This is a genomic window from Intrasporangium calvum DSM 43043 (assembly GCF_000184685.1).
Lineage (GTDB): Bacteria > Actinomycetota > Actinomycetes > Actinomycetales > Dermatophilaceae > Intrasporangium > Intrasporangium calvum.
On record NC_014830.1, the window covers coordinates 87,186 to 107,592 of the forward strand.

21 protein-coding genes are annotated in these 20,407 nt (G+C 73.0%); 10 read left to right on the forward strand and 11 right to left on the reverse strand.

Features of this window, described 5'->3' with window-relative positions:
* Nucleotides 1-34: 34 nt before the first annotated feature.
* Nucleotides 35-772: a CPBP family intramembrane glutamic endopeptidase gene (locus INTCA_RS00405; RefSeq protein ID WP_244859856.1), complete on the forward strand. Its 738-nt coding sequence runs from the start codon at nucleotides 35-37 to the stop codon at nucleotides 770-772.
* An 8-nt stretch (nucleotides 773-780) separates the two neighbouring features.
* Here INTCA_RS00405 and INTCA_RS00410 read toward each other — a convergent pair whose 3' ends face one another.
* The gene (locus INTCA_RS00410) at nucleotides 781-2,130 is read right to left on the reverse strand and encodes a hypothetical protein (RefSeq protein WP_148236439.1); all 1,350 of its coding nucleotides are present in this window, start codon (nucleotides 2,128-2,130) and stop codon (nucleotides 781-783) included.
* Nucleotides 2,131-2,255: 125 nt separating this feature from the next.
* Nucleotides 2,256-3,419: a carbohydrate kinase family protein gene (locus INTCA_RS00415; RefSeq protein WP_013490964.1), complete on the reverse strand. Its 1,164-nt coding sequence runs from the start codon at nucleotides 3,417-3,419 to the stop codon at nucleotides 2,256-2,258.
* Here INTCA_RS00415 and INTCA_RS20155 point away from each other — a divergent pair.
* The 4 genes from INTCA_RS20155 to cobA all read left to right on the forward strand — a co-directional run bounded on the left by INTCA_RS20155 (nucleotide 3,418) and on the right by cobA (nucleotide 8,371).
* On the forward strand, nucleotides 3,418-4,485 hold the full coding sequence (locus tag INTCA_RS20155) for a lytic transglycosylase domain-containing protein (protein ID WP_244859857.1): 1,068 nt from the start codon (nucleotides 3,418-3,420) through the stop codon (nucleotides 4,483-4,485). The genes INTCA_RS00415 and INTCA_RS20155 overlap by 2 nt on opposite strands.
* A gap of 94 nt (nucleotides 4,486-4,579) precedes the next feature.
* Complete coding sequence (locus tag INTCA_RS00425) at nucleotides 4,580-6,322, forward strand: nitrite/sulfite reductase (protein WP_013490966.1); 1,743 nt, start codon at nucleotides 4,580-4,582, stop codon at nucleotides 6,320-6,322.
* On the forward strand, nucleotides 6,319-7,080 hold the full coding sequence (locus INTCA_RS00430; RefSeq protein WP_013490967.1) for a phosphoadenylyl-sulfate reductase: 762 nt from the start codon (nucleotides 6,319-6,321) through the stop codon (nucleotides 7,078-7,080). Before INTCA_RS00425 ends, INTCA_RS00430 begins: the two co-directional genes overlap by 4 nt.
* Nucleotides 7,081-7,132: 52 nt before the next feature.
* The gene (gene cobA / locus INTCA_RS00435; RefSeq protein ID WP_013490968.1) at nucleotides 7,133-8,371 is read left to right on the forward strand and encodes a uroporphyrinogen-III C-methyltransferase; all 1,239 of its coding nucleotides are present in this window, start codon (nucleotides 7,133-7,135) and stop codon (nucleotides 8,369-8,371) included.
* A gap of 31 nt (nucleotides 8,372-8,402) precedes the next feature.
* Here cobA and INTCA_RS00440 read toward each other — a convergent pair whose 3' ends face one another.
* From INTCA_RS00440 to INTCA_RS00480, 9 genes are all read right to left on the reverse strand, one after another.
* On the reverse strand, nucleotides 8,403-9,380 hold the full coding sequence (locus INTCA_RS00440; protein ID WP_013490969.1) for a phosphotransferase enzyme family protein: 978 nt from the start codon (nucleotides 9,378-9,380) through the stop codon (nucleotides 8,403-8,405).
* Nucleotides 9,362-9,901, reverse strand: a complete 540-nt coding sequence (locus tag INTCA_RS00445) for a hypothetical protein (protein WP_013490970.1) — start codon at nucleotides 9,899-9,901, stop codon at nucleotides 9,362-9,364. Before INTCA_RS00445 ends, INTCA_RS00440 begins: the two co-directional genes overlap by 19 nt.
* 34 nt (nucleotides 9,902-9,935) lie before the next feature.
* Complete coding sequence (locus tag INTCA_RS00450) at nucleotides 9,936-10,589, reverse strand: vWA domain-containing protein (RefSeq protein WP_013490971.1); 654 nt, start codon at nucleotides 10,587-10,589, stop codon at nucleotides 9,936-9,938.
* Between the two features lie 86 nt (nucleotides 10,590-10,675).
* Nucleotides 10,676-11,080: a hypothetical protein gene (locus tag INTCA_RS00455; RefSeq protein ID WP_114610835.1), complete on the reverse strand. Its 405-nt coding sequence runs from the start codon at nucleotides 11,078-11,080 to the stop codon at nucleotides 10,676-10,678.
* Between the two features lie 176 nt (nucleotides 11,081-11,256).
* Nucleotides 11,257-11,982, reverse strand: a complete 726-nt coding sequence (locus INTCA_RS00460) for an anti-sigma factor (protein WP_013490973.1) — start codon at nucleotides 11,980-11,982, stop codon at nucleotides 11,257-11,259.
* Nucleotides 11,979-12,629, reverse strand: coding sequence for an ECF RNA polymerase sigma factor SigK (gene sigK, locus INTCA_RS00465; protein WP_013490974.1), 651 nt, complete (start codon nucleotides 12,627-12,629; stop codon nucleotides 11,979-11,981). Before sigK ends, INTCA_RS00460 begins: the two co-directional genes overlap by 4 nt.
* Before the next feature lie 55 nt (nucleotides 12,630-12,684).
* Nucleotides 12,685-13,326: a fasciclin domain-containing protein gene (locus INTCA_RS00470; protein ID WP_013490975.1), complete on the reverse strand. Its 642-nt coding sequence runs from the start codon at nucleotides 13,324-13,326 to the stop codon at nucleotides 12,685-12,687.
* Nucleotides 13,327-13,408: 82 nt separating this feature from the next.
* On the reverse strand, nucleotides 13,409-14,929 hold the full coding sequence (locus INTCA_RS00475) for a molybdopterin-dependent oxidoreductase (RefSeq protein ID WP_013490976.1): 1,521 nt from the start codon (nucleotides 14,927-14,929) through the stop codon (nucleotides 13,409-13,411).
* A gap of 57 nt (nucleotides 14,930-14,986) precedes the next feature.
* The gene (locus INTCA_RS00480) at nucleotides 14,987-15,430 is read right to left on the reverse strand and encodes an SRPBCC family protein (protein ID WP_013490977.1); all 444 of its coding nucleotides are present in this window, start codon (nucleotides 15,428-15,430) and stop codon (nucleotides 14,987-14,989) included.
* A gap of 116 nt (nucleotides 15,431-15,546) precedes the next feature.
* Between INTCA_RS00480 and INTCA_RS00485 the strand changes: the two genes are divergently transcribed.
* The 5 genes from INTCA_RS00485 to INTCA_RS00505 all read left to right on the forward strand — a co-directional run bounded on the left by INTCA_RS00485 (nucleotide 15,547) and on the right by INTCA_RS00505 (nucleotide 20,400).
* A complete protein-coding gene (locus tag INTCA_RS00485; protein ID WP_013490978.1) occupies nucleotides 15,547-16,380 on the forward strand; it encodes an alpha/beta fold hydrolase in 834 nt (277 codons plus the stop codon).
* Between the two features lie 231 nt (nucleotides 16,381-16,611).
* Complete coding sequence (locus tag INTCA_RS00490; RefSeq protein WP_013490979.1) at nucleotides 16,612-16,992, forward strand: YciI family protein; 381 nt, start codon at nucleotides 16,612-16,614, stop codon at nucleotides 16,990-16,992.
* A gap of 63 nt (nucleotides 16,993-17,055) precedes the next feature.
* A complete protein-coding gene (locus tag INTCA_RS00495; RefSeq protein WP_013490980.1) occupies nucleotides 17,056-18,279 on the forward strand; it encodes an ATP-grasp domain-containing protein in 1,224 nt (407 codons plus the stop codon).
* A complete protein-coding gene (locus INTCA_RS00500; protein WP_013490981.1) occupies nucleotides 18,269-19,258 on the forward strand; it encodes a Type 1 glutamine amidotransferase-like domain-containing protein in 990 nt (329 codons plus the stop codon). Before INTCA_RS00495 ends, INTCA_RS00500 begins: the two co-directional genes overlap by 11 nt.
* Nucleotides 19,255-20,400, forward strand: a complete 1,146-nt coding sequence (locus tag INTCA_RS00505) for an alpha/beta hydrolase (RefSeq protein WP_013490982.1) — start codon at nucleotides 19,255-19,257, stop codon at nucleotides 20,398-20,400. Before INTCA_RS00500 ends, INTCA_RS00505 begins: the two co-directional genes overlap by 4 nt.
* The last annotated feature ends 7 nt before the right edge of the window (nucleotides 20,401-20,407 follow it).

Genomic DNA, 20,407 nt, shown 5'->3' on the forward strand with positions numbered 1-20,407 from the left:
GTAATCCACAGGTATGAATGCGACCCTCGAGCCGATGACTGTCGCAGCCGCCACTCGCCCCGTGCCGCCCCGGCGCCGCCCCGGTCTCTGGGCGACGGTGGTGGTCGTCCTCGTCCTCGTGGGCCTCAACCTCGCCAACCATGTGTTCGGGTGGGGTTCCCTCTGGCTCGGACCCACCGGCGCGGTCGCCCTGCTGGCCTTCGCGCGGTTCTCGGGGCTCACCTGGCGCCAGCTCGGGCTGAGCCGCCGAACCCACGCGTCCGGGCTGCGGTGGGGCCTCGGCGTCATCGGTGTCGTCGCCCTCGTCTACCTGGTCGGGGTGCTCGTCCCGCAGACCCGCACCGCCTTCCTCGACGCCCGGTACCACCTGCCGCCGGCCAGCGCCCTGCTCACGGCCTTCGTCATCATCCCCGTCGGCACGATCCTCCTCGAGGAGGTGGCCTTCCGCTCGGTCCTCTGGGGCTTCCTGTCCCGACACGCCCGGGTGTGGCAGGTGGCCCTCGGCTCGTCGCTCCTCTTCGGGCTCTGGCACGTGCTGCCAGCCTCGGCCGCGGTCACGGCCAACCCGGCCCTCGGCGCGGTCATGGTGGGGCTCGGCGCCTGGCAGCAGGTCGTCAGTGTCGCGGGGACGGTCCTCTTCACGGCGCTCGGCGGCCTCGTCGCAGGTGAGCTGCGCCGCCGCAGCGGCAGCATCCTGGCGAGCGTCGGGATGCACTGGGCGACCAACGCCCTGGGGGTCCTCTTCGGACTCGTCGCCTGGCAGCTGGCCTGAGGCGGCGGTCAGACGGGTCTGATCCCCTGGGACCGCAGCAGCGCCCGGGCGCGGCCGAACGCCCGGTCGTCCGAGAAGACCTGCCACTCACCCCAGAGGTCCAGCTCGTCCACGGTCCGGCGGAACCGCGCGAAGGCGCCCTTCCCGCGGATCGCCACGGTCAGGATGCCCGCGAACCGGTCGGAGACCGCCTGGGCGAAGGCCTCCATGTCGGCATAGGCGGCCTCGGTGTCGTGGTCGACATAGATCCAGAGGTTGTCGACCTCCCGCCCTGCCTCCTCCTTCTCCTGCAGCCCGGGTGTGTCGAGGTCCTCCATGCTGTGGTGGAGGAAGGCATGGACGACCTCCCCCGTGTCGAGGTGCAAATAGCCGCCCGGGTCCGCACCACCGTTGCCCATGACCTCCGACAGCTCCTCGATGTCGACGTTGAGCGTCCGCCCACGCCGCTCGGACCCGCTGAGCAAGGCGCCGATCTCCTCAGCGAGAACGTCGTCGCCCTCCCAGCCACGGTCTCCGAGGAGCGTCTCGATCTCACGCAAGGACCCGACAAGGCGCCGCTGGTCGACCGTGCCAGCCGAGCGGTAGGTCCGGAGCAGGGCGTCCCCGACCTGTTGGAGCGCCGGACCGAGGTCGCGCCCCTCGATGCTGGAGAGCAGGGCCCCGACGTCGGCGCTGCGTGATCCGGAGCGCACGGCGGCCAGGTCGAGGGGTTTCGCCGCACCGCGGTGGCGCCGCTGGCCCTCCGCGGCTGGGCCACCGGCGCTCCCTGGCTCGGGTGCCCGCTCGATGCCGCCCGTGGCGCCCGGTGTGCCGGTGGCCGGCGCGGAGCCCTTGCCGGCCCGGGTCGGGCGGCCCCGCGGCGGGGCCGACTCCCCCTCCGGCGTCGCCGCCGAACCCGTCTGGGGGCCAGTCGCAGAGTCGTTGGCCGCGTCGGTCGCCGGGTCGGTGGCCGCGTCGGCGGCCGGGTGGGTGGCCGGGTCGGTGGCGGACCCCTCAGGCCCCAGCAGCCCGACCTCCTCAGGGCTCGTCCGTCCGAACTGGTCCGGAACGGACCCCCACCCGAGGAGCGGCACCGGGATCGGTGGTCGGCCATCGGTCAGGCGGCGGCCGACCAGCTCCTCGACGACGCACTCGTGGATCCACTTCTCGTCGTCGTCGAAGAGGTACTCGAACTGGGTCCCCTTGGCCACCGCGACGTGCACGAGGCGGTCCGGCGGGAGGTCACCGGGGCCCGCGCCGCGCCGCTCGTGGCGGCCGTGCCATCCGGTCCGGAAGGAGCGCGGCCGCGTGATGTCCCAGCGCCCGAGGGCGAGGTCGACCCCGAGTCCGAAGTCGTCGAAGGTGGCTGTGGGTGGCACGAGCATGATCCGCCCAGGCGCCGGGCGGAGGGTCTCTCCACGTCCGGCCACCAGGTCGACACGGATCCTCAGCCATCGTGGTCCCACCCGTCCAACTCTGCCAGCAAAAGGAGGGGGCGGCACATTCAGGGCAGATCGTCCACGTCGGCACGTCGGGCGATCGTCGCGGTGGCCCGACGGCACGCGGTGACCGGGACCCGGGGGACGATGTCGTCGAGGAAGGCGTACCGCCGGCGGAGCGACCGGTGGTAGGCGTCCCCACACGCGTCCGAGCACAGGCCGGTCCACCAGTCCGCGACGTCACCCCACCCGGGAGCCGCGAGGGAGCCGCCGTACTGCTGCAGGGCGAGGGCGGCGGCGAGGCTGGCGAACGACATCCGGTCCGCGAGCGGCCACTCGCCGAGCGTGCCGACGAGCATCGCGGCGGCGAAGACGTCGCCGACCCCGGTTGCGTCCACCTCGTGGACCCGCAGGGAGGGCACCTGTGCCTCCTCACCGGTGCGCGCGTCGATGCCCAGGGCTCCCTCGGCGCCGTTGGTCACGACGGCGATCGGCACGCGGTCGGCGAGGGCGAAGAGTGCCTCCTGCGGCGAGCTGGTCGCGGTGTAGGCCATCGCCTCGATGGCGTTGGGCAGGAAGGCGTCGCAGTGGCTCAGCCGGTCGAGCACCGAGGGCTCCCACCGCTCGTCCCGGTCCCATCCGACGTCGGCGAAGACCAGGGCGCCGCGTCGCCGCGCGGCGTCCACCCAGCTCTCTCCCGCGCGAGCCGCCGAACCGAGCCCACGGGTTCCGTCGCCGGGCTCGAAGAGCCCGCTCTCGGCGAGGTCGACCATGACGGCCCGGGACCGGGGCGGGTCCCCGATGAGCTCCAGGGAGGAGACCGGCGGTGGGTGGCCGTGCGAGACCATCGCGCGGTCCCCACCGAAGGCCATCGAGACGGTCACGGGGCTGTGCCACTCGGGGAACTGCCGGCTCCGGCAGAGGTCGATCCCTTCCTGCTCCTCGAGGGTCCGCCAGCAGAAGTCCCCGTAGTCGTCATCACTGAACGCCGCGGCGAGCGAGGTTCGCAGCCCGAGGCGCCGAGTGGCCACGGCGAGGTTGGCGATGCCACCCGGGCAGGACGCGAGCCCCTCGGACCACACCTCGGTCCCCGGCTTCGGAGCGGTCGGGAGCCCCGCGAAGACGAGGTCGAGGAAGACGGTCCCCCACACGAAGACGTCCACCTCGGGCGCGTCGGGTGACCGTCGGGATGCGAGTGGGTCGTAGGCGTTCTGCGGCATCCCCTTCATGATGGCGCAGCCCGGCCGCGAGGTCCCGTGGTTTAGCGGGTTCGGGCCCCCCGGCCGGCTCTCCCCGGGTAACCGGGCGATGGCGTATGCCGCTGGGCCCGAGGTGAGTGCGGCCATCCCCGAGCAGTCGGACCGACCGCCCCGTATCGTCGATGAGGTGGGGGTCGGGTCGTCACGGACGAAGCGAGCAGCCGGGGGAGCCGGGGGCGTCGCAGTGCTGCTGTGTTCTGTGCTGACCGCGCCGGCGCTGGCAGCCGACACCAGCCCGGTGCCGCGCCCCTCGCCCGGTGCCCCGGTGGCATCGCAGGGCGTGGCGGATCCTGTCGCCCCCGTCCCTCCCGTCGCCCCGATCGACCCGCTCGGGTCCGGCGCCGGCGAGTCGCTGCTCCGCCTCTACGACGTCGTCAAGGTGACCGCGGGCTATGTCGCGGCGACCCGTCTCGAGCCGGGAGGCGGATCCTCTCGCCCGGGGCGCGACTCGGCCTGGCAACCCCCGGCCGACCTGCAGACCCCGCCCGTCACACCGGGAACGGCCGCCGGGCCCGGGCGAAGGATGACGAAGTACGACGTCCTCGGGGCCGCTTACCAGAAGGCGGCCGACGCGCTGGCTGACAGCTGCCAGCTTCCCTTCGCCGTGCTGATGGCCATCGGCGAGGTGGAGTCCGGCTCCCTCCGGGGCCGCACCCTGGACGTCCGCCACAACGTCGTGCCACCGATCATCGGTCCGGCACTCAGCGGAAGCGGCTTCGCTGCGATCCGCGACAGTGACAGGGGCCGGCTGGACGGAGACCCCGTCTGGGACCGGGCCGTGGGCCCGATGCAGTTCATCCCCGGAACGTGGCGGCTGTGGGGCGCAGACGGCAACGGGGACGGGGTCGCGGACCCCCAGAACGTCGAGGACGCCGCGCTCTCCGCGGGCCGCTACCTCTGCGCGGGTGGACGGGACCTGGCTCGCCAAGCCGATCTGGAGAGGGCGATCCTGTCCTACAACCACTCCCGCCGCTACCTCGAGACGGTGCTCGACCTCTACGACTCCGTCATGGGGGGCGCCGTCGCCGGACCGTGAGGTCGTCCTGACCCATTCCCACTCACGTGGGGGGATTGGCCCAGATCATGGACGGGTTTGGGGATAGATAAGTGCTGGTTATACATTGCATTACATGACCGTCACCGAGATTCCCGGCGCGACGACGCCCGCCCGCCCGGCTGCCCGGCCGCCGCGCGCTGACCGCTCCAACGGTCAGTGGAAGGTCGACGGACTCGAGCCTCTCAACGCCAACGAGGTCTGGAAGCAGGAGGAGGGCGGCCTCGCCGTCCGCGAGCGGATCGAGAAGACCTACGCCAAGGAAGGCTTCGGCGCCATCCCGGCACAGGACCTCACCGGGCGTTTCCGCTGGTGGGGCCTGTACACCCAGCGCAAGCCGGGGATCGACGGCGGCCGCACCGCGCAGCTGAGCGACGACGAGCTGAGTGACACCTACTTCATGCTCCGGGTCCGTACTGACGGACAGGCCCTGCCCCCGGAGGCCCTGCGCGTCCTCGGCGGCATCTCGGTCGACTTCGCCCGGGGGAGCGCCGACATCACCGACCGGCAGAACATCCAGTACCACTGGATCGCCATCGAGGACGTCCCCGAGATCTGGCGGCGGCTCGAGTCCGTGGGGCTGGAGACGACGACCGCCTGCGGCGACACGCCCCGCGGCTTCCTCGGCAGCCCGGTGGCCGGGATCGCGGCCGACGAGATCATCGACCCGACGCCCGTCATCCTCGAGATCAAGCGCCGCTGGATCGGGAACCCGGAGCTGGCCAACCTGCCGCGCAAGTTCAAGACCGCGATCACCGGCCACCCCAGCCTCGACGTCGTCCACGAGATCAACGACATCTCCCTCGTCGGTGTCGTGCACCCCGAGCTCGGCCCGGGCTATGACCTCTGGGTCGGCGGCGGGCTCTCGACGTCGCCGCGCCTCGCGGAGCGGCTCGGCGTGTTCGTCTCCGAGGACGAGGCGGCCGAGGTGTGGCACGGCGTCATCCAGATCTTCCGCGACTACGGGTTCCGTCGGCTGCGCAACAAGGCGCGCCTGAAGTTCCTCCTCGCCGACTGGGGCGTCGAGAAGTTCCGCCACGTGCTCGAGACCGAGTACCTCGGGCACGCTCTGCCGGACGGGCCCGCGCCGAAACCCGCGACGGGGCCCGGCGACCACGTCGGCGTGCACCTCCAGAAGGACGGTCGCTACTACGTCGGCGCCGCCCCTGTCGTCGGCCGCGTGGGGGGACCGGTGCTCAGCGGCCTCGCCGACCTCATCGACGAGGTCGGCGCCGGACGGGTCCGCCTCACCGCCCACCAGAAGCTCGTCATCCTCGACGTTCCCGAGGCGGGGGTGGAGCGACTCGTCGAAGGACTCGAGGGTCTCGGGCTCACGGCCAGGCCGAGTCCCTTCCGGCGCACCACGATGGCGTGCACCGGCATCGAGTTCTGCAAGCTCGCGATCGTCGAGACGAAGGACACGGCCGCGGCGGCGATCACCGAGCTCGAGCGGCGCCTCGCCGATGTCGTCGCCGACGGCAGCCTCGACGAGCCGATCCAGCTCAACGTCAACGGCTGCCCCAACTCCTGCGCCCGGATCCAGACCGCGGACATCGGGCTCAAGGGGCAGATCGTCACCGTCGACGGCCCGGACGGACCGGTCCAGCAAGCCGGGTTCCAGGTGCACCTCGGTGGCGGGCTCTCCACGGTCGAGCGGGACGAAGCCGGTCTCGGGCGCACGGTGCGGGGCCTCAAGGTCACCGCGGCCGAGCTGCCCGACTACGTCGAGCGGGTCATCCGCTCCTTCATCGCCCGACGGAGCGAGGGCGAGACCTTCGCCGCCTGGGCCCTGCGAGCCGAGGACGGTGAGCTCCTGTGAGCGCGGGTTCGCTCCGCACGCCCACGGTGCCGCGTCGCCGCCGCACCGACGAGGAGCTCAAGACCGTCATCGCCGAGTTCGACGCGCGGCTCGCGGCACGCCTGGCGGCGGATCCGACCGACGAGCCGACCGCGGACGAGGTGGCGGCCTGGGCTGCAGAGCACTTCGCGGGGTCGCTCGCCGTGGCCTGCTCGATGGCCGACGCCGTGCTGCCGCACGTCGTGGCCCAGCACGCCCCGGGCGTCGACGTCCTCTTCCTGGACACCGGGTACCACTTCTCGGACACCTTGGTGACGCGCGACATCGTGGCCGCGGACCTGCCGATCACCCTCGTCAACGTCACGCCGGCCCAGACGGTCGCCGAACAGGACGCGGAGTACGGGCCGCGCCTCTACGAGCGGGACCCGGCCCTCTGCTGCCAGCTGCGCAAGGTGGAGCCCCTCGCCCGGACGCTGCCGCTCTACGAGGCATGGGTCACCGGCGTGCGCCGCGAGGAGGCGCCGACCCGGGCGGGCACACCGCTCGTCACGTGGGACGGAAAGAACGGGCTGGTCAAGATCAACCCGCTCGCGGCGTGGACCTTCGACGAGCTCCAGACCTACGCCGTGGACCACCAGGTCGAGGTGAACTCCCTGCTGTCCGACGGCTACCCCTCCATCGGCTGCGAGCCGTGCACGCGCCGGGTCGAGCCGGGCGAGGACCCGAGGGCCGGGCGGTGGGCCGGCTTCACCAAGACCGAGTGCGGTCTGCACACCTGACCTGCGGCCGGCTCGAGCGCCTGGCCGCGCAGCCCTCCACCGAGGAGTCCCGATGAAGTCCGCCCTGCCCCTGGTCGTCGACCTGACCGGACGCCTCGTCGTCGCCGTCGGCGGCGGACCCGTGTCGGCTCGACGGGTCCGTGCCTTCGTCGACGAGGGCGCGGTCGTCCGGGTCGTCTCGCCGTGGGTGTGCGAGGACCTGCGCGACCTGGTCCTCGACGGCACGGTCGAGTGGCAGGCACGCGACTACACGGGGGCCGGCGACCTCGACGGAGCCTGGTTGGTCCACACGGCCGTCGGCGAACCGGAAGTGGACCGACGCGTTGCGGGCGACGCCGAGCGCCTGCGCATCTGGTGTGTGGACGCGACGGATGCGTCCGCGAGGTCCGCCAGCGTCGCCGCCCGCACGGACGTGGCCACCCCGGACGGCCGGGTCACCATCAGCACGTATGCCGCTGGGGACCCCGGTCTGGCGACCTCCCTTCGCGACGGGGTTGCGGAAGCGGTGACCCAGGGCCGGCTCGACCTCCGCAGGACGCGCGAGCGCGTGTCGGCCGACGCCAAGCCCTCAGGGTGGGTCGCGCTCGTCGGGGGCGGTCCAGGCAGCGACGGCCTCCTCACGGCTCGCGGTCACGAGCTGCTGCGCTCCGCCGACGTCGTCGTCGTCGACCGGCTCGCACCCCGCGGGCTCCTCGAGCGGCTGCCCGCCTCCGTGCGGGTCGTCGACGTCGGCAAGACGCCCGGCCACCACGCAGTGCCGCAGTGGCGGATCAACGAGATCCTCGTCGAGGAGGCGTCCCGGGGGCTCGGCGTCGTGCGTCTCAAGGGCGGTGACCCCTACGTCCTCGGACGGGGCGGCGAGGAGCGGCAGGCGTGCGAGGCCGCAGGGCTGGCTGTCGAGGTCGTCCCAGGGGTGACGAGCGCCGTGTCCGTCCCCGCGGCCGCCGGGATCCCCGTGACGCACCGCGGGGTCGCACGCGGCTTCACCGTGGTCACGGGGCACGAGGCGATCCCGGGGCTCCCGACGGGCGGCGACCACACGCTCGTCCTCCTCATGGGCGTCAGCCTCCTCGAGCAGACGGTGACGGCCCTCGTGGCTCAAGGCCGCTCGCTCGACTCTCCGGTCGCGATCGTCGAGCGAGGCTTCTCGCCGACGCAGCGGACCACCGTCGGCACCCTGTCCTCCATCGCGGAGCTGGCCCGCGAGCGCGAGGTCGGGTCACCGGCCGTCATCGTCGTCGGGGACGTGGTCCGGTTGAGCCCGGAGTGGCCGGGGGACCCTGCGGGCTGACCGGCCGACCACCGGGGCGGCCGCCCGGACGTCAGGTGACGGCAGCGAGGACCCGGTCGATCCGAGCGAGGGTCACCGGGTCCTCGGGCGTCTCTCGGAACCACGCCTCGAGCCGGGCGCGCTCGGCGACGTCGCTCTCGCCGATCCACCGGGCGCACGCATAGGTGGTGATGTGGGCCTGCTCCGCGACGAGCATGGTGAAGTGCCCGCGCCGGCTGACCCGGGCCGGACCACCGGCGTCGACGTACGCGGCGTGCACCAGCCGAGCGCGCTCGGGATCGTCGTCGCCGAACTCGAAGAGCACCATGGCGAGCTCCTGCGCGGGGTCGGCCGGGCCCATGTTCTCGAAGTCGATGATGCACACGCGTCCGTCTGCGCTCGCAAGGACGTTGTCGGCCCAGAGGTCGCGGTGGCAGACCCGGGGCTGCTCGTGCGGCTCGATGACGCTCTCGACCGCCACGAGGTCGGGCAGGAGCTCCTCGAGCTCGTCTGCGAAGGGCGCCCTGGCCGCGACGAGTCGCCGGTGCATGTCATGCCACCCCACCGCTCCGACGCCGGTGGCGAACCAGTTGCCGACCCGCTCGTCGGTGGGGCCTCCAGCCCGGTGCAGGTGTGCGACCGTCCGCCCCACCTCGGCGGGGTCGAGCCGGCGGCTGCGCGGGGCCAGGTCCACCCACTCGGTGACGCGCACCGGTGTGCCGGAGACGTCGGCGAGGACGGTGCCGTGGACCGACGGGCGGGAACGGGGCGTGAAGACGCCGGCCGCCAGAGCAGCCTCCGAGAACTCGTGGTGAGCCTCGACCGCCGTGACGTCGGGGGGCGCGAACCACTCCTTGACCGCCCACGAAGTGCCGTCCGCTCGCAGTCTCCAGATTCGCCCGAGCTGGCCGCGGGCGACGGGTCCGTCGAGGACGGCGTCGGGTCCGAGGCCGAACGCGGCCGCGACCGCCTCGGCATCGGCGGTGGAGAGCATCCGGGGCTCGGCGACGGTCACGACAGCAGCTGCCACCCGGCAACGCCTGCGGCTGCGGCGGCGAGGCCGAACGCGAGGAGGCCGAGCGCGCGGCGACGGCTCACGAGCAGCACGACGGCGGCGAGGACGGACAGGGCCACCAGCGCAACGAGCTCAGTGCGGCCGCTGGTCGTCGTCGCGGCTCTCGCCGCATCGCGGAGCGTCTCGCCCGACACCTGGCGGAGAGCTCCGTCGGCGAAGCCGCTGCGCGCCACCGCGTCGGCGAGACGGACCGCGGCGAACAGCCACCAGCCGACAGCCATCCAGAAGAGGGCCGCGCCGAACCGGGTGACCCGCGACGCCGGCTCCGGGCGTCGCCCGACCGCGGCCACGGCATCGCCGCCAGGCATCGGGGTGAGTGAGCGAGTCCGCCACTCCTCCGTCGGGACTCGCTCGGTGTGGTCAGCCGGCCCGGGGTGGGGCGCCGCGGGCTCCTCCCGCAACCTGGGGATGGTCACCTCGAACTCCTCGTCGGCGGGCTCGGTCACCTCGGAGCCACCCCGGCGCACGCTGGTCATGCGACCAACGTATACGGCTGCGGTCCCGCTCCGGTCACTCCCGGGATGCGGCGCGCTGCTCGTCGTCGAAGGCGATGAGCTTGGCCGCTTCCGCAGCCGTGGCACCCGACGCCATGGCGGCCCGGGTCCGGCCGATGTTGCGCGAGGTGGCCGACATCATGGCGTGCACCCGGCCCCGGCTGTAGGTCATCGCATGGGTGGCGGCGACGCCGATGCTGGTGCCCACCTCGATGGCGTCCTGGTCGGCCCCCATGAACAGGAACTGCCAGCCGTAGGCCTTCGTCTGCTGCTCGATGAGCGCCTTCACTGCCGGGTGGGTCCACTCGCGCGACGCGTTCTCATGGCCGTCGGTCATGATGCCGATGATGACCATGCCGGGCCGCTCGTCCTCGGGGAGGGCGGCGAGGCGCTCCCCGGTCGTCGTCACGAGGCGCCCGACGGAGTCGAGCAGCGCGGTGGAGCCGCGGGGGGCGAGGTGCAGCGGCGGGACCTCGCCGAGGGGCAGGTCCCGGTAGACCTCCTCGTACTCGTTGTCGAACTGCGCGAGGGTGACGCGGCAGTCGCCGCCCTGCTGCCGCTGCTCGGAGATGAACGCGTCGAAGCCCCCCTCCGTGTCGTCCTTGATGGACTGCATCGACCCGCTCCGGTCGAGCAGGAAGGCGATGTGTGTGAGGTTCGGGTTGGTCATGGGGTTCCCTCCTGGGGATGGTGTGCCGCGGCGTGCGGGTCTGGCTGTGGGTGGCCGTCCGGGTGGTGCGGCTGCGGTGGCTGCTCTCAGGTGGGCCGGCGCGCCCGGAAGCGCATCGGTCGGCTTGGGTCGGCGCCGGGGTCGGTGCGGCGGTGGCGGCCCTCCTCCAGGTCGTACCGGGCCCGCTCGACCCCGGAGGCGGTGACCCGGCCGCTGTCCGGTCCTGCATAGGCCGAGAGGAGCGAGGTCCTCGCGAGGCGGGGGCCGACGGCGTTCTCGGAGAGGCCGGCCAGGGAACCGGCCGTCCGGATCGTGCTCCCCTCTGCGAGGACTGCAGTCGCCATCGCCTCGTCGATCGCTCGGGTGAGGTGGTCCTGGGCCGCCCGGAGGTGGGGCAGCGCAGCGCTCGGCCGGTCGGGATCGACGTGCCGCAAGGCGTCCTCGACGGCCGCAAGCGCCAGGGCGACAGGACTCGGTGACTTCGGTGACATGGTTACAGCGTAGACGCAGTAACTGCGGGAACGCAAGAGGCACCCCATGGGGGAAGGCCCGAACACACCCGGCTCCCCGGAAACGCACCGAGTTGAGGCACGGTGCGTCTCCGGAAGCCGGGTGTGTTGCGGGAAGGGGTGTGCTGTGGCAGGGGGCCGCGCCGCGCCGGGTCGGGTCAGGTGAAGGCGAAGAGCGCGATCGGGTCGGTCGTCGGCTGCTGGGAGCCGCCGGTGGGCTCGACCGAGATCCCCGCCGCCGTGGCAGTGCGCGCGTCGCCCTGGAGGACGACCACCTGGTCCGGGCCGGCGGGCATGACCCCCGCCGAGACCATGTGACCGGTGGAGTCCTGTAGCCACAGCTGGTACACCTTGCCATCCGGTGCGGCCGGCATCCGCGAGGTCACGAGGACGGCCCTGCCCAAGGACGGCGAGCGGACGACGGTGGCCGTCGCCCCACCCGTGAACGACTGGCTGGTCCGCATCGCATCCGGCGCGTCGAGCACCTGTTCGGCGACGGTCGGGGCCGGAGTGCCCTCCCGGGCCTGCCAGATCCCGACCCCGGTCACGCCCAGGACGGCCGCCGCTGCGGCGGCGACCAGGACCCGACGCCATGGTCGCGCCGGGCTGGCCGCCACGTTGGCCGCCTCGGTGGCCGGCGCGGCGGCACGAACCGGTGGCAGCGGACGGGCCTCAGCGATGGCGCTCATGAGGCGCCCGCGCAGCGCCGGTGGCGGGGGCAGCTCGACGCCGGCAGCGAGCTGGGCGGCGGCTTCGCGGAGTCCCGCGACCTCCGCCCGACAGGCCGGGCAGCCGGCGAGGTGCTGCTCGAACTGCACCCTCTCCAGCTCATCGAGCGCATCGACGGCGTAGGCGCCGGACAGCGCGTGGATGTCATCGGTCATGAGGTCACCCCCAACGTGTCTCGAAGTCTGATGAGGCCGTCCCGGATCCGGGTCTTGGCCGTGCCGAGGGGCAGGTCGAGGAGGCCGGCGACCTCGGTGTGCGTGTAGCCGGAGAGGTAGGCGAGCTCGACGGCTCGGCGCTGGGCCTCGGTCAACGAGCCCAGCGCGCGGCGCACGCGCTCCCCCTCGAGCCGCTGCACGGCCACCTCCGACGTGTGGTCATGGGCGACGTCCACGGTCGCCGCGCCGTAGGCCGCGTCCCGGCCGCGTGCGGACTCGGACGACCGGACCCGGTCGACGGCCTTGCGGTGCGCGATGGTCATGACCCAGGCGAGCACGCTGCCCTTGCCGGAGTCGTAGCGCGCGCTCTGACGCCACAGCTCGAGGAAGACCTCCTGGGTGACCTCCTCGGACTGCGCCGGGTCACGGACGACGCGGCGGACCAGCCCGTGCACCCGGGCTGACGTCCTGTCGTAGAACTCGCCGAACGCCCCCTCGTCGCCGGTCGCGGCCCGCCCGAGCAGGTCGCCCAGCTCGATCGGCTCGAACGGCTCGACCGGCTCGACCGGCTCGACCGGCGCGACGGGGCCGGTGGCCGCCCCCGGCGACGAGGCGTCGCCGGAGGGGACCACCGAGAACCGAGCCATGGGACCCATTCTCCTCACCCGGGCCCGGGCCGGGTGGGACCGGTCACGCTGCCGCTCATGGCATGAGCACCGTGTCGATGATGTAGACGGTCGCGTTGGCCGTCGGCACGTTGCCGCAGAGGACGGTCGCCCGCTCCTTGCCGACTGTGAACGAGTCACCCGAGGGCTCCACCGTCAGCGTCGTGCCGGCGAGGGTCTCGTGGGTGCCGGCCAGCTCGTCGGGCGACAGCGAGCCGGCGACGACGTGGTTGGTGAGGATCTTCGTCAGGGTCGGCTTGTCGGCGAGGACCGCCTTGAGGTCCGCCTCGGGGATCTTGGCGAAGGCGTCGTTGACGGGCGCGAAGACGGTGACGTCGGGGGCGGAGTTGAGGGTGTCGACGAGCCCCGCCTCCGTGACGGCGGTGACGAGGGTGCTGAGGAGCGGGTTGTTGCTCGCGGCGGTGGCGACCGGGTCGGTGGCCATCCCGCTGAACGAGCCCTTGCCGTCGCTCGGCACGGCGGAGCACGCGGAGCCGAAGACCTGCGCGGCAGGGTCCGTCGTCGCGGCCGAGGTCGCGCTGGACGATCCAGTGGTCGTGGGTGCCGACGAGGTCATCGCCGGTGCGGCGGTGGGCGCCTCCGGCTCGGCGCTGCCGCAGGCGGCGAGCCCGAGCGGGAGGACGAGGGCCAGGGCGAGTGCAGTGCGACGGGTGTTCATGGGGGTGATCTCCTTGAGTCGGGAGGTGCAGGTCACGAGCGGTTCGGAGCCCAGCGGCATACGGATTGGGGTGGACCGGAAGTCAGCTGACGGTGACGACGACCTCCTGGATGCCGCTGGAGCCGTCGGGGAAGGGAGCGGCCCGGTCGGCCGTCTGGACGTCCCCGGTCCGGTCGGTGGCGCGGACGGCCAGGCGGTGGAGCCCCGGCTTCGCGTCCCACGGCAGGTACCACTGTCGCCAGCAGTCCACCCCGATGTCCGGGCCGAGTCGAGCGGGCTGCCACAGGCCGTCGTCGATGCGCACCTCGACCGCGGCGACGCCCCGGTGCTGGGCCCAGGCGACCCCGCCGATCGCGACCCGGCCGCTCGGGACCGTCGACAGCGGTGCCGGGGTGTCGATCCGGGCGCTCGTCTTCACCGGCGCCTCCGTGGCCCACTGCCGTCGGGTCCAGTACGCCTGCTCGGCGGCATAGGTCGTCACCGTGAGCCGGCGCAACCACTTGGTCGCCCCCACGAACCCGTAGAGGCCAGGGGTGACCAGCCGCGCGGGGAAGCCGTGCTCGTCCGGGAGCGGCGCGCCGTTGAGGCCGATGGCGACGAGGGCGTGCCGCCCGTCGGTGAGCGCGCGGAGCGGCGTGCTGATCGTGAAGCCGTCGACCGCCGTGCTCAGGACCTGCTCGGCCGGGCCGGAGACGCCCGCGGCCTCGAGCAGGTCCGAGACGAGCACACCGAGCCACCTGCCGGACGACACATAGCCCCCGCCGACCTCGTTGGAGACGCACGTCAGGGTGATGTCGCGCTCGACGAGGCGCATCCGGGTCAGGTCGGCGTACGTCAACCGCAACGGCCGCTCGACCATCCCGTCGATGTCGAGGGACCACGAGTCGTGGTCGATGCGTGGGACGGTGAGATTGACGTCGACCCGGTAGAACCGATCGGTCGGGGTCTGCAGCGGCGAGATCCCCCGCACCGACGCGTCGAGGCCGGTCGGCAGTGGTGCGGCGGGCACCAGGGGCCGGGGCAGCACCAGGTCGCGCGCCGCCCGCGCCGTCGCCCGGACCTGGCCGCCGACGCCGGCCAGGACCGAGCCGACGGCCACCCCGACCGAAGCGCCCACCACGGCGCGGCGCGACACCCCTCGCCCTGCCGCCGGCCCGGGGCGCGTCCCGGCGGGGACCGTGCGGCGGGACAGCTCCGTCAGCCCCACGAGGACCCCGACGCCGACGACGAGGGCGGCCAGCGCGGGTACGGCGTCGCGCGCCGTCGCCGTCGGGCGCGCCAGGGCAGCGAGGCCGCCCACCATGACGAGGGCGCTCAGGAGCGCCCCGGCCACCCACAGCCGGCGCCGGGCCAGGATGCCGATGAGTCCCGCCACCGCGAGGGTGATGGCGAGGACCGACCCGATGAGGACCGGCTTGTCGGCCGTGCCCAGGGTCGCGACGGCCAGCTCCTTGAGCGGGGTCGGCGCCGCGTCGATGACGGCGGTCCCCACCGCGACGAGCGGGGAGGCGGCCGGCTCGTCCACCGACGCGGAGAGGTGGCCGGCTGCGAGTCCGGCCGAGGCGGCGAGGACGCCGATGCCGGCGTGGTTGGTTCGTCCCATGCGGCACGGTTCGGAGCCACCCCGTCGGCCGGATGGTTTCGGTGGCCCAGCTGAGTCTCAGTCGCCGCGGAGCAGCCGTCGGAGGGCCCAGCCGTATGCCGCTCGGCTCGCTCCCACGGTCAGCCATCCGAGCGCTCGGGGGACCCCCCGGACGTCGATGTCCTGGGTCCAGGAGACCGCCGACCCGCCCGGTGTGGCCTGCACGTGGAGGTCGATCGAGCCGCGAACCACCTTGCCCTCCTTGCGGATCCGGGCCGACCCGGGCTCAGCGGCCCGGGGCGGAGTGATCGACTCGACGACCATCGCATCGTCGAAGCCCACCGGCCCCATTCCCGTCCTCGCGACGAAGCGCGATCCGGCTGTGAGGTCGGCCGCGGCGGACCTCCCGGTGGTGACGCGGGTCAGTGGGATCACCCGGTCGTGGGCGCGGAGGTCGAGGACCCGTCGCCACGCCTCGTCGGGCGGCACGGCCGAGGAGACCCAGACCCGGAACGTCGCCATGAGCGGACCCTACGGGAGCGAAGCCCGGTCTGCGGTTGACCGCCAACCTACGGAAGCGTAGGTTACCAGTTGGTAACCCAGTCCGCTCGGGCACCGACGACACGGGAAGGACCTGGATGAGCACCCGCACGACCACACTGCACGGCCACCGGCTGGCCTACGTCGACCGGGGAGCCGGGCCGGCAGTCCTCTTCATCCACGGGCTCCTCGGCACCAACGCGAACTGGTCCCACCTCGTGACGCGCCTCGAGACCACCCACCGCGTCGTCGTCCCCGACCTGTTCGGCCACGGGGCCTCCGACAAGCCGAGAGGGGACTACTCGCTCGGTGCGCACGCCGCGACGCTGCGCGACCTGCTCGACCGGCTCGACATCGACCGGGTCACCCTGGTCGGGCACTCCCTCGGAGGCGGCATCGCCCTCCAGCTCTGCTACCTCTTCCCGGAGCGCGTCGACCGCCTCGTCCTCGTCTCCAGCGGCGGACTGGGCCGCTCCGTCAGCCCGATCCTCCGTGCTGCCACGCTCCCGGGCGCCGAGGTCGTCATCCCCGTCATCGCCTCCGGCTGGGTGCGCACCCGGCTCGAAGGGCTCGGGTCGGCCCTGGGCCGCCTCGGTCTGCGGCCGCCGGCCGACGTGCGCGAGGCCTGGCACGGCTTCACCTCCCTCAGCGACGCCGACAGCCGCCGTGCCTTCCTCGCCACGACCCGGGCCGTCATCGACCCGGGCGGCCAGACCGTCACGGCCCATGACCACCTCCCGATGGACGAGGACATCCCCACCCTCGTCGTCTGGGGCACCCACGACCGGATGATCCCGGCCTGGCACGCCACGACCGCCCACCAGGCCATCCCCAGCAGCCGGGTCGAGCTCTTCCACGGTGCGGGGCACTTCCCCCACCTCGAGGAGCCCGACCGGTTCGCCGCGCTGCTGCGGGACTTCATCTCCCGCTGAGGAGGCCGAAGCGGCAGGTCACGGGCCTGCGCGAGCCGGCTCAGCGGCATACGGCATCGGTGGTGTCTCCCAGCGGTGTCCCCCAGCGATGTCCCCCAGCGATGTCCCCCAGCGGTGTCCCCCAGCGATGTCCCCCAGCGATGTCCACAGAGATGTCGAAACCGACGTGCGCCACTCGACAGGACGGTGAAGGCTGGGGACCGACCCGGCCCCACAGCGAAGGAGACCGACATGCGCTACCTCATGATCCACAAGCTCGACGAGAGCCTCCCCGAGGCCTGGAACCCGAGCCCGGAGTTCATCGACAAGATGGGGGCCTTCATGGGCGAGGTCCAGGCGTCGGGCGCCCTGCTCGCCGCAGAGGGCGTCCACCAGAGCAAGGAGGGCGCGCTCATCCGCAAGGACACCACGGGCCTGACGGTGACGGACGGCCCGTTCACCGAGGCCCGCGAGGTCATCGGCGGGTTCGCCCTCGTCGAGGTCGCCGACAAGGCCGAGGCGATCCAGCTCGGCCAGCGCTTCGCCGACCTGTTCCCGCAGGTCAGCGTCGAGGTCCGCCGCGTCTTCGAGGAGGAGGACTTCGGCGCGGTGGCCGACTCCCAGGACGCCTGACACCCACCCCGGCGCTCGCCGGCGCCCGTGACGTCCACCCCGCCGGCCCCTAGGGTCGGTGGGGTGAACATCATCTTCGTCGAGCCGGCCTTCCCCGCGAACCAGCGCCGATTCGTCCACGCCCTGGCGTCAGTCGGGGCGAACGTCTACGGCATCGGCGAGTCCGACGAGACCCACCTCGGACCCGACCTCCGCGGCGCCATGCGGGGGTACTACCGGGTCGGCTCCGTCACGAACGTCCAGCAGCTCATCGACGCCGTCCGACACTTCCAGGCCCAGGTGTGGGTCGACGGCCTCGAGGCCACGATCGAGGCGCACACGATGCCCGCCGCGCAGGCCCGCGAGGCCACCGGCGTCCCGGGCACGAACGTGCGCACGACGTGGCTCTGCCGCGACAAGCCCTCGATGAAGGAGGCCCTGCGGGCAGCGGGCGTGCCGACCGCGGCCTCCGCGGCCATCGACTCGTCCGCGGAGGCCAAGGAGTTCGCTGACCGCGTCGGCTACCCCCTCATCGTCAAGCCGCGCACCGGTGCGGGTGCCCAGGGGACGGTCCGCGTGGACGGCGACGACGAGCTCGCGGACGTCCTGCACCAGTTCGGCGAGGAGGGCGCGACGTCCCTCGCGATCGAGGAGTTCGTCGAGGGGCACGAGGGCTTCTACGACACGATCACCCTCGACGGCCGGGTGACCCACGACTGGGTGACCCACTACTACCCCAACGTGCTCGAGGCGATGCGGCACCGCTGGATCTCCCCCCAGTTCGTCACGACGAACCGCGTCGACGGCAACGACTTCTACGCCGAGGTGCGCGAGCTCGGCCGTCGCGTCGTCGACGCGCTGGGGATCGAGACGTCGGCCACGCACATGGAGTGGTTCTACGGCCCGAAGGGCCTGCGCTTCTCCGAGATCGGCTGCCGGCCACCCGGCGTCGGCGCGTGGGACCTCTACTCCGCGGCGAACGAAATCGACGTCTACCGGGAGTGGGCGCACGTCGTCGTCCACGGGCGCCCGGAGCACCAGATGAAGCGGTCGTATGCCGCTGGGCTCGTCGCGCTCAGACCTGACCGGGACGGGGTGGTGACGGGCTACGACGGGATCGACGCGGTCGAGTCGCGCTACGGCGACTGGGTCATCGACGCCCACTTCCCGCCGCCCGGACAGCCGACCCAGCCCGTCGAGGCGGGGTTCATGGCCAACGCCTGGGTCCGGCTGCGCCACCCGGACTACGACACGCTCCGGGGGATGCTCGACGACGTCGGCCGCACCGTCAAGGTCCATGCCGGATGACCCGCCCGGACCCCCGGTGACGACCGTCCTGCTGGGGCCGCAGCGATTCACCACGACGGTGCAGACGGTGCTGCGCTCGCTGCCGGTGGACGGGCCGGTGGCCATGGTCAACGCCGGGTGGGAGGAGCGGGAGGCCGACGACGCCGAGCTCGCCGGCCTGCTCGACCATCGCGGCGTCAACCTCCGGCTCTACCAGCGCGCCGTCGAGGTGCTGGCCTCGGACCGAGCGCTGCGTCGGGTGGCGCTCGAGCACCGGACCGCTCATGCCGAGCTGCGCGCGTTCTACGGGATCCGGCTCCAGGCCGCCTGGGACACGGTCCTCGCCGTGCGGCGTCGCACCTCCCGGCCGTCGACGCCCGGCGTCGCCGAGGGGGCCCTGCGGTCGGCGCTGCAGGCGCTACGCGACGTCGACGACTGGTACGCGTTCGAGGTGGGCCGGATCGTCGCTGCGACCGCGGCCTCCGACGCCGTCCGGTCGAGCGCGGTGCTGGCCCGGCATCGTGGCGAGGTCGCGGAGACCCTCGCCGGGGCGAGCGTCGTCGTCCTGGCCGGCGGTCACGTCGGCGTCCTGATGGACACCGTGCGCCTGCTCGAGGTCGCCCTGCCGGCCGGGACGCCGGTGATCGCGTGGTCCGCCGGTGCGATGGCCGTCTGCGACCCGGTCGTCCTCTTCCACGACTTCGCGCCACAGGGGGTGACCGCCCCGGAGGTGCACGACCGGGGGCTGGGGCGCCTCCGGGGCGTCATCCCGCTGCCACACGCGCGGCGACGGCTGGCCCTGGACCACCATGAGCGGATGGCCGTCTTCGCGGAGCGGTTCGCGGGCCACCGCCTCGTCCCGCTCGACGACGGGACGGTGCTGCGGTTCGTGGCGCCGGCAGACGGCTCGGGGCACGGCCCGGGAGGCGTCATGGACCCGCCCGAGGGGGCCCGGGTCCTCGGCCGCGACGGCACCGTCCGGACCTGGGCGGCGTCGTGAGCACCCGACTGGCCATCAACCGACTCCGCGACCGGGAGCCCCTCGACGATGAAGCGGTGGACCGCTTCATCACGCGCTACGGCTCGCCGATCGTCGAGGGCGAGCGCGCGACGTTCCTCTGGCGCGGGCACGCCGACGAGGCGCGGGTGCGCCACCGCGTGGTCGGCCTGCCCGACCCGCTGCCGCTCGCCCCGCTCCCCGGCACCGACCTGTGGTTCGTGACGACGGTGCTCCCCGCGGGCTCCCGTGTCGAGTACCAGATCGAGGTCCGGCGCGGTGAGGCGTGGGAGCAGTTCAACGACCCGCTCAACCCCCGGCTCGCGCACAGCCCGCTCGGCTCCTCGTCGGTCTGTGCGAGCCACGGCTACCAGGTGCCGGACTGGGTGTCGTTCGACCCGGAGGCCAGACCGGGCACGATCGTCGAGGACAGCATCCGCAGCAAGGCCCTGCGTCGCGAGCAACCCATCAGCGTCTACCTCCCGGCCCGCTTCAACCGCGCGCTCCGCTACCCGCTGCTCGTCGTCCACGACGGCACCGACTACCTCGGCTTCGCCGCGATGAGGACCGTCCTCGACAACCTGATCCACCGGCTCGACGTGGACCCCCTCGTCGCCGTCTTCGTCCCGCCCGGCGACCGGCTGCGGGAGTACGCCAACCACGCACCCCACGCCCGGTTCATCGCGCGCGAGCTCGTACCGCTCCTCACCGAGCGGCTCCCCCTCGTCGACGCTCCCGAGGCCCGGTGCCTCATGGGGTCGAGCTTCGGTGGGATCGCGTCCCTGTCGACGGCCGTGCGCTACCCCGGCTACTTCGGCTCCCTGCTCCTCCAGTCGGCGTCGCTCGTGTTCACCGACATCGGGTTCGCCCACGGCGGGGGTCCCGCCTTCGACCCGGTCGTCAGCTTCGTCAACCGCTACCGTGCGAAGCCGACCGCGGTCGTCGAGCGGATCTACCAGTCCTGCGGTGTCTACGAGCCGCTCATCACCCCGAACCGGTCGATGGTCCCGGTGTTCCGGCAGACCGGCATGCAGGTTCGCTACACCGAGGCCCGCGACGGGCACAACTGGGAGAACTGGCGCGACCGGCTCGGCGACGGCCTGTCCTGGCTCTTCCCCGGACCCCAGAAGTTCGTATACGAATGAGGGCATC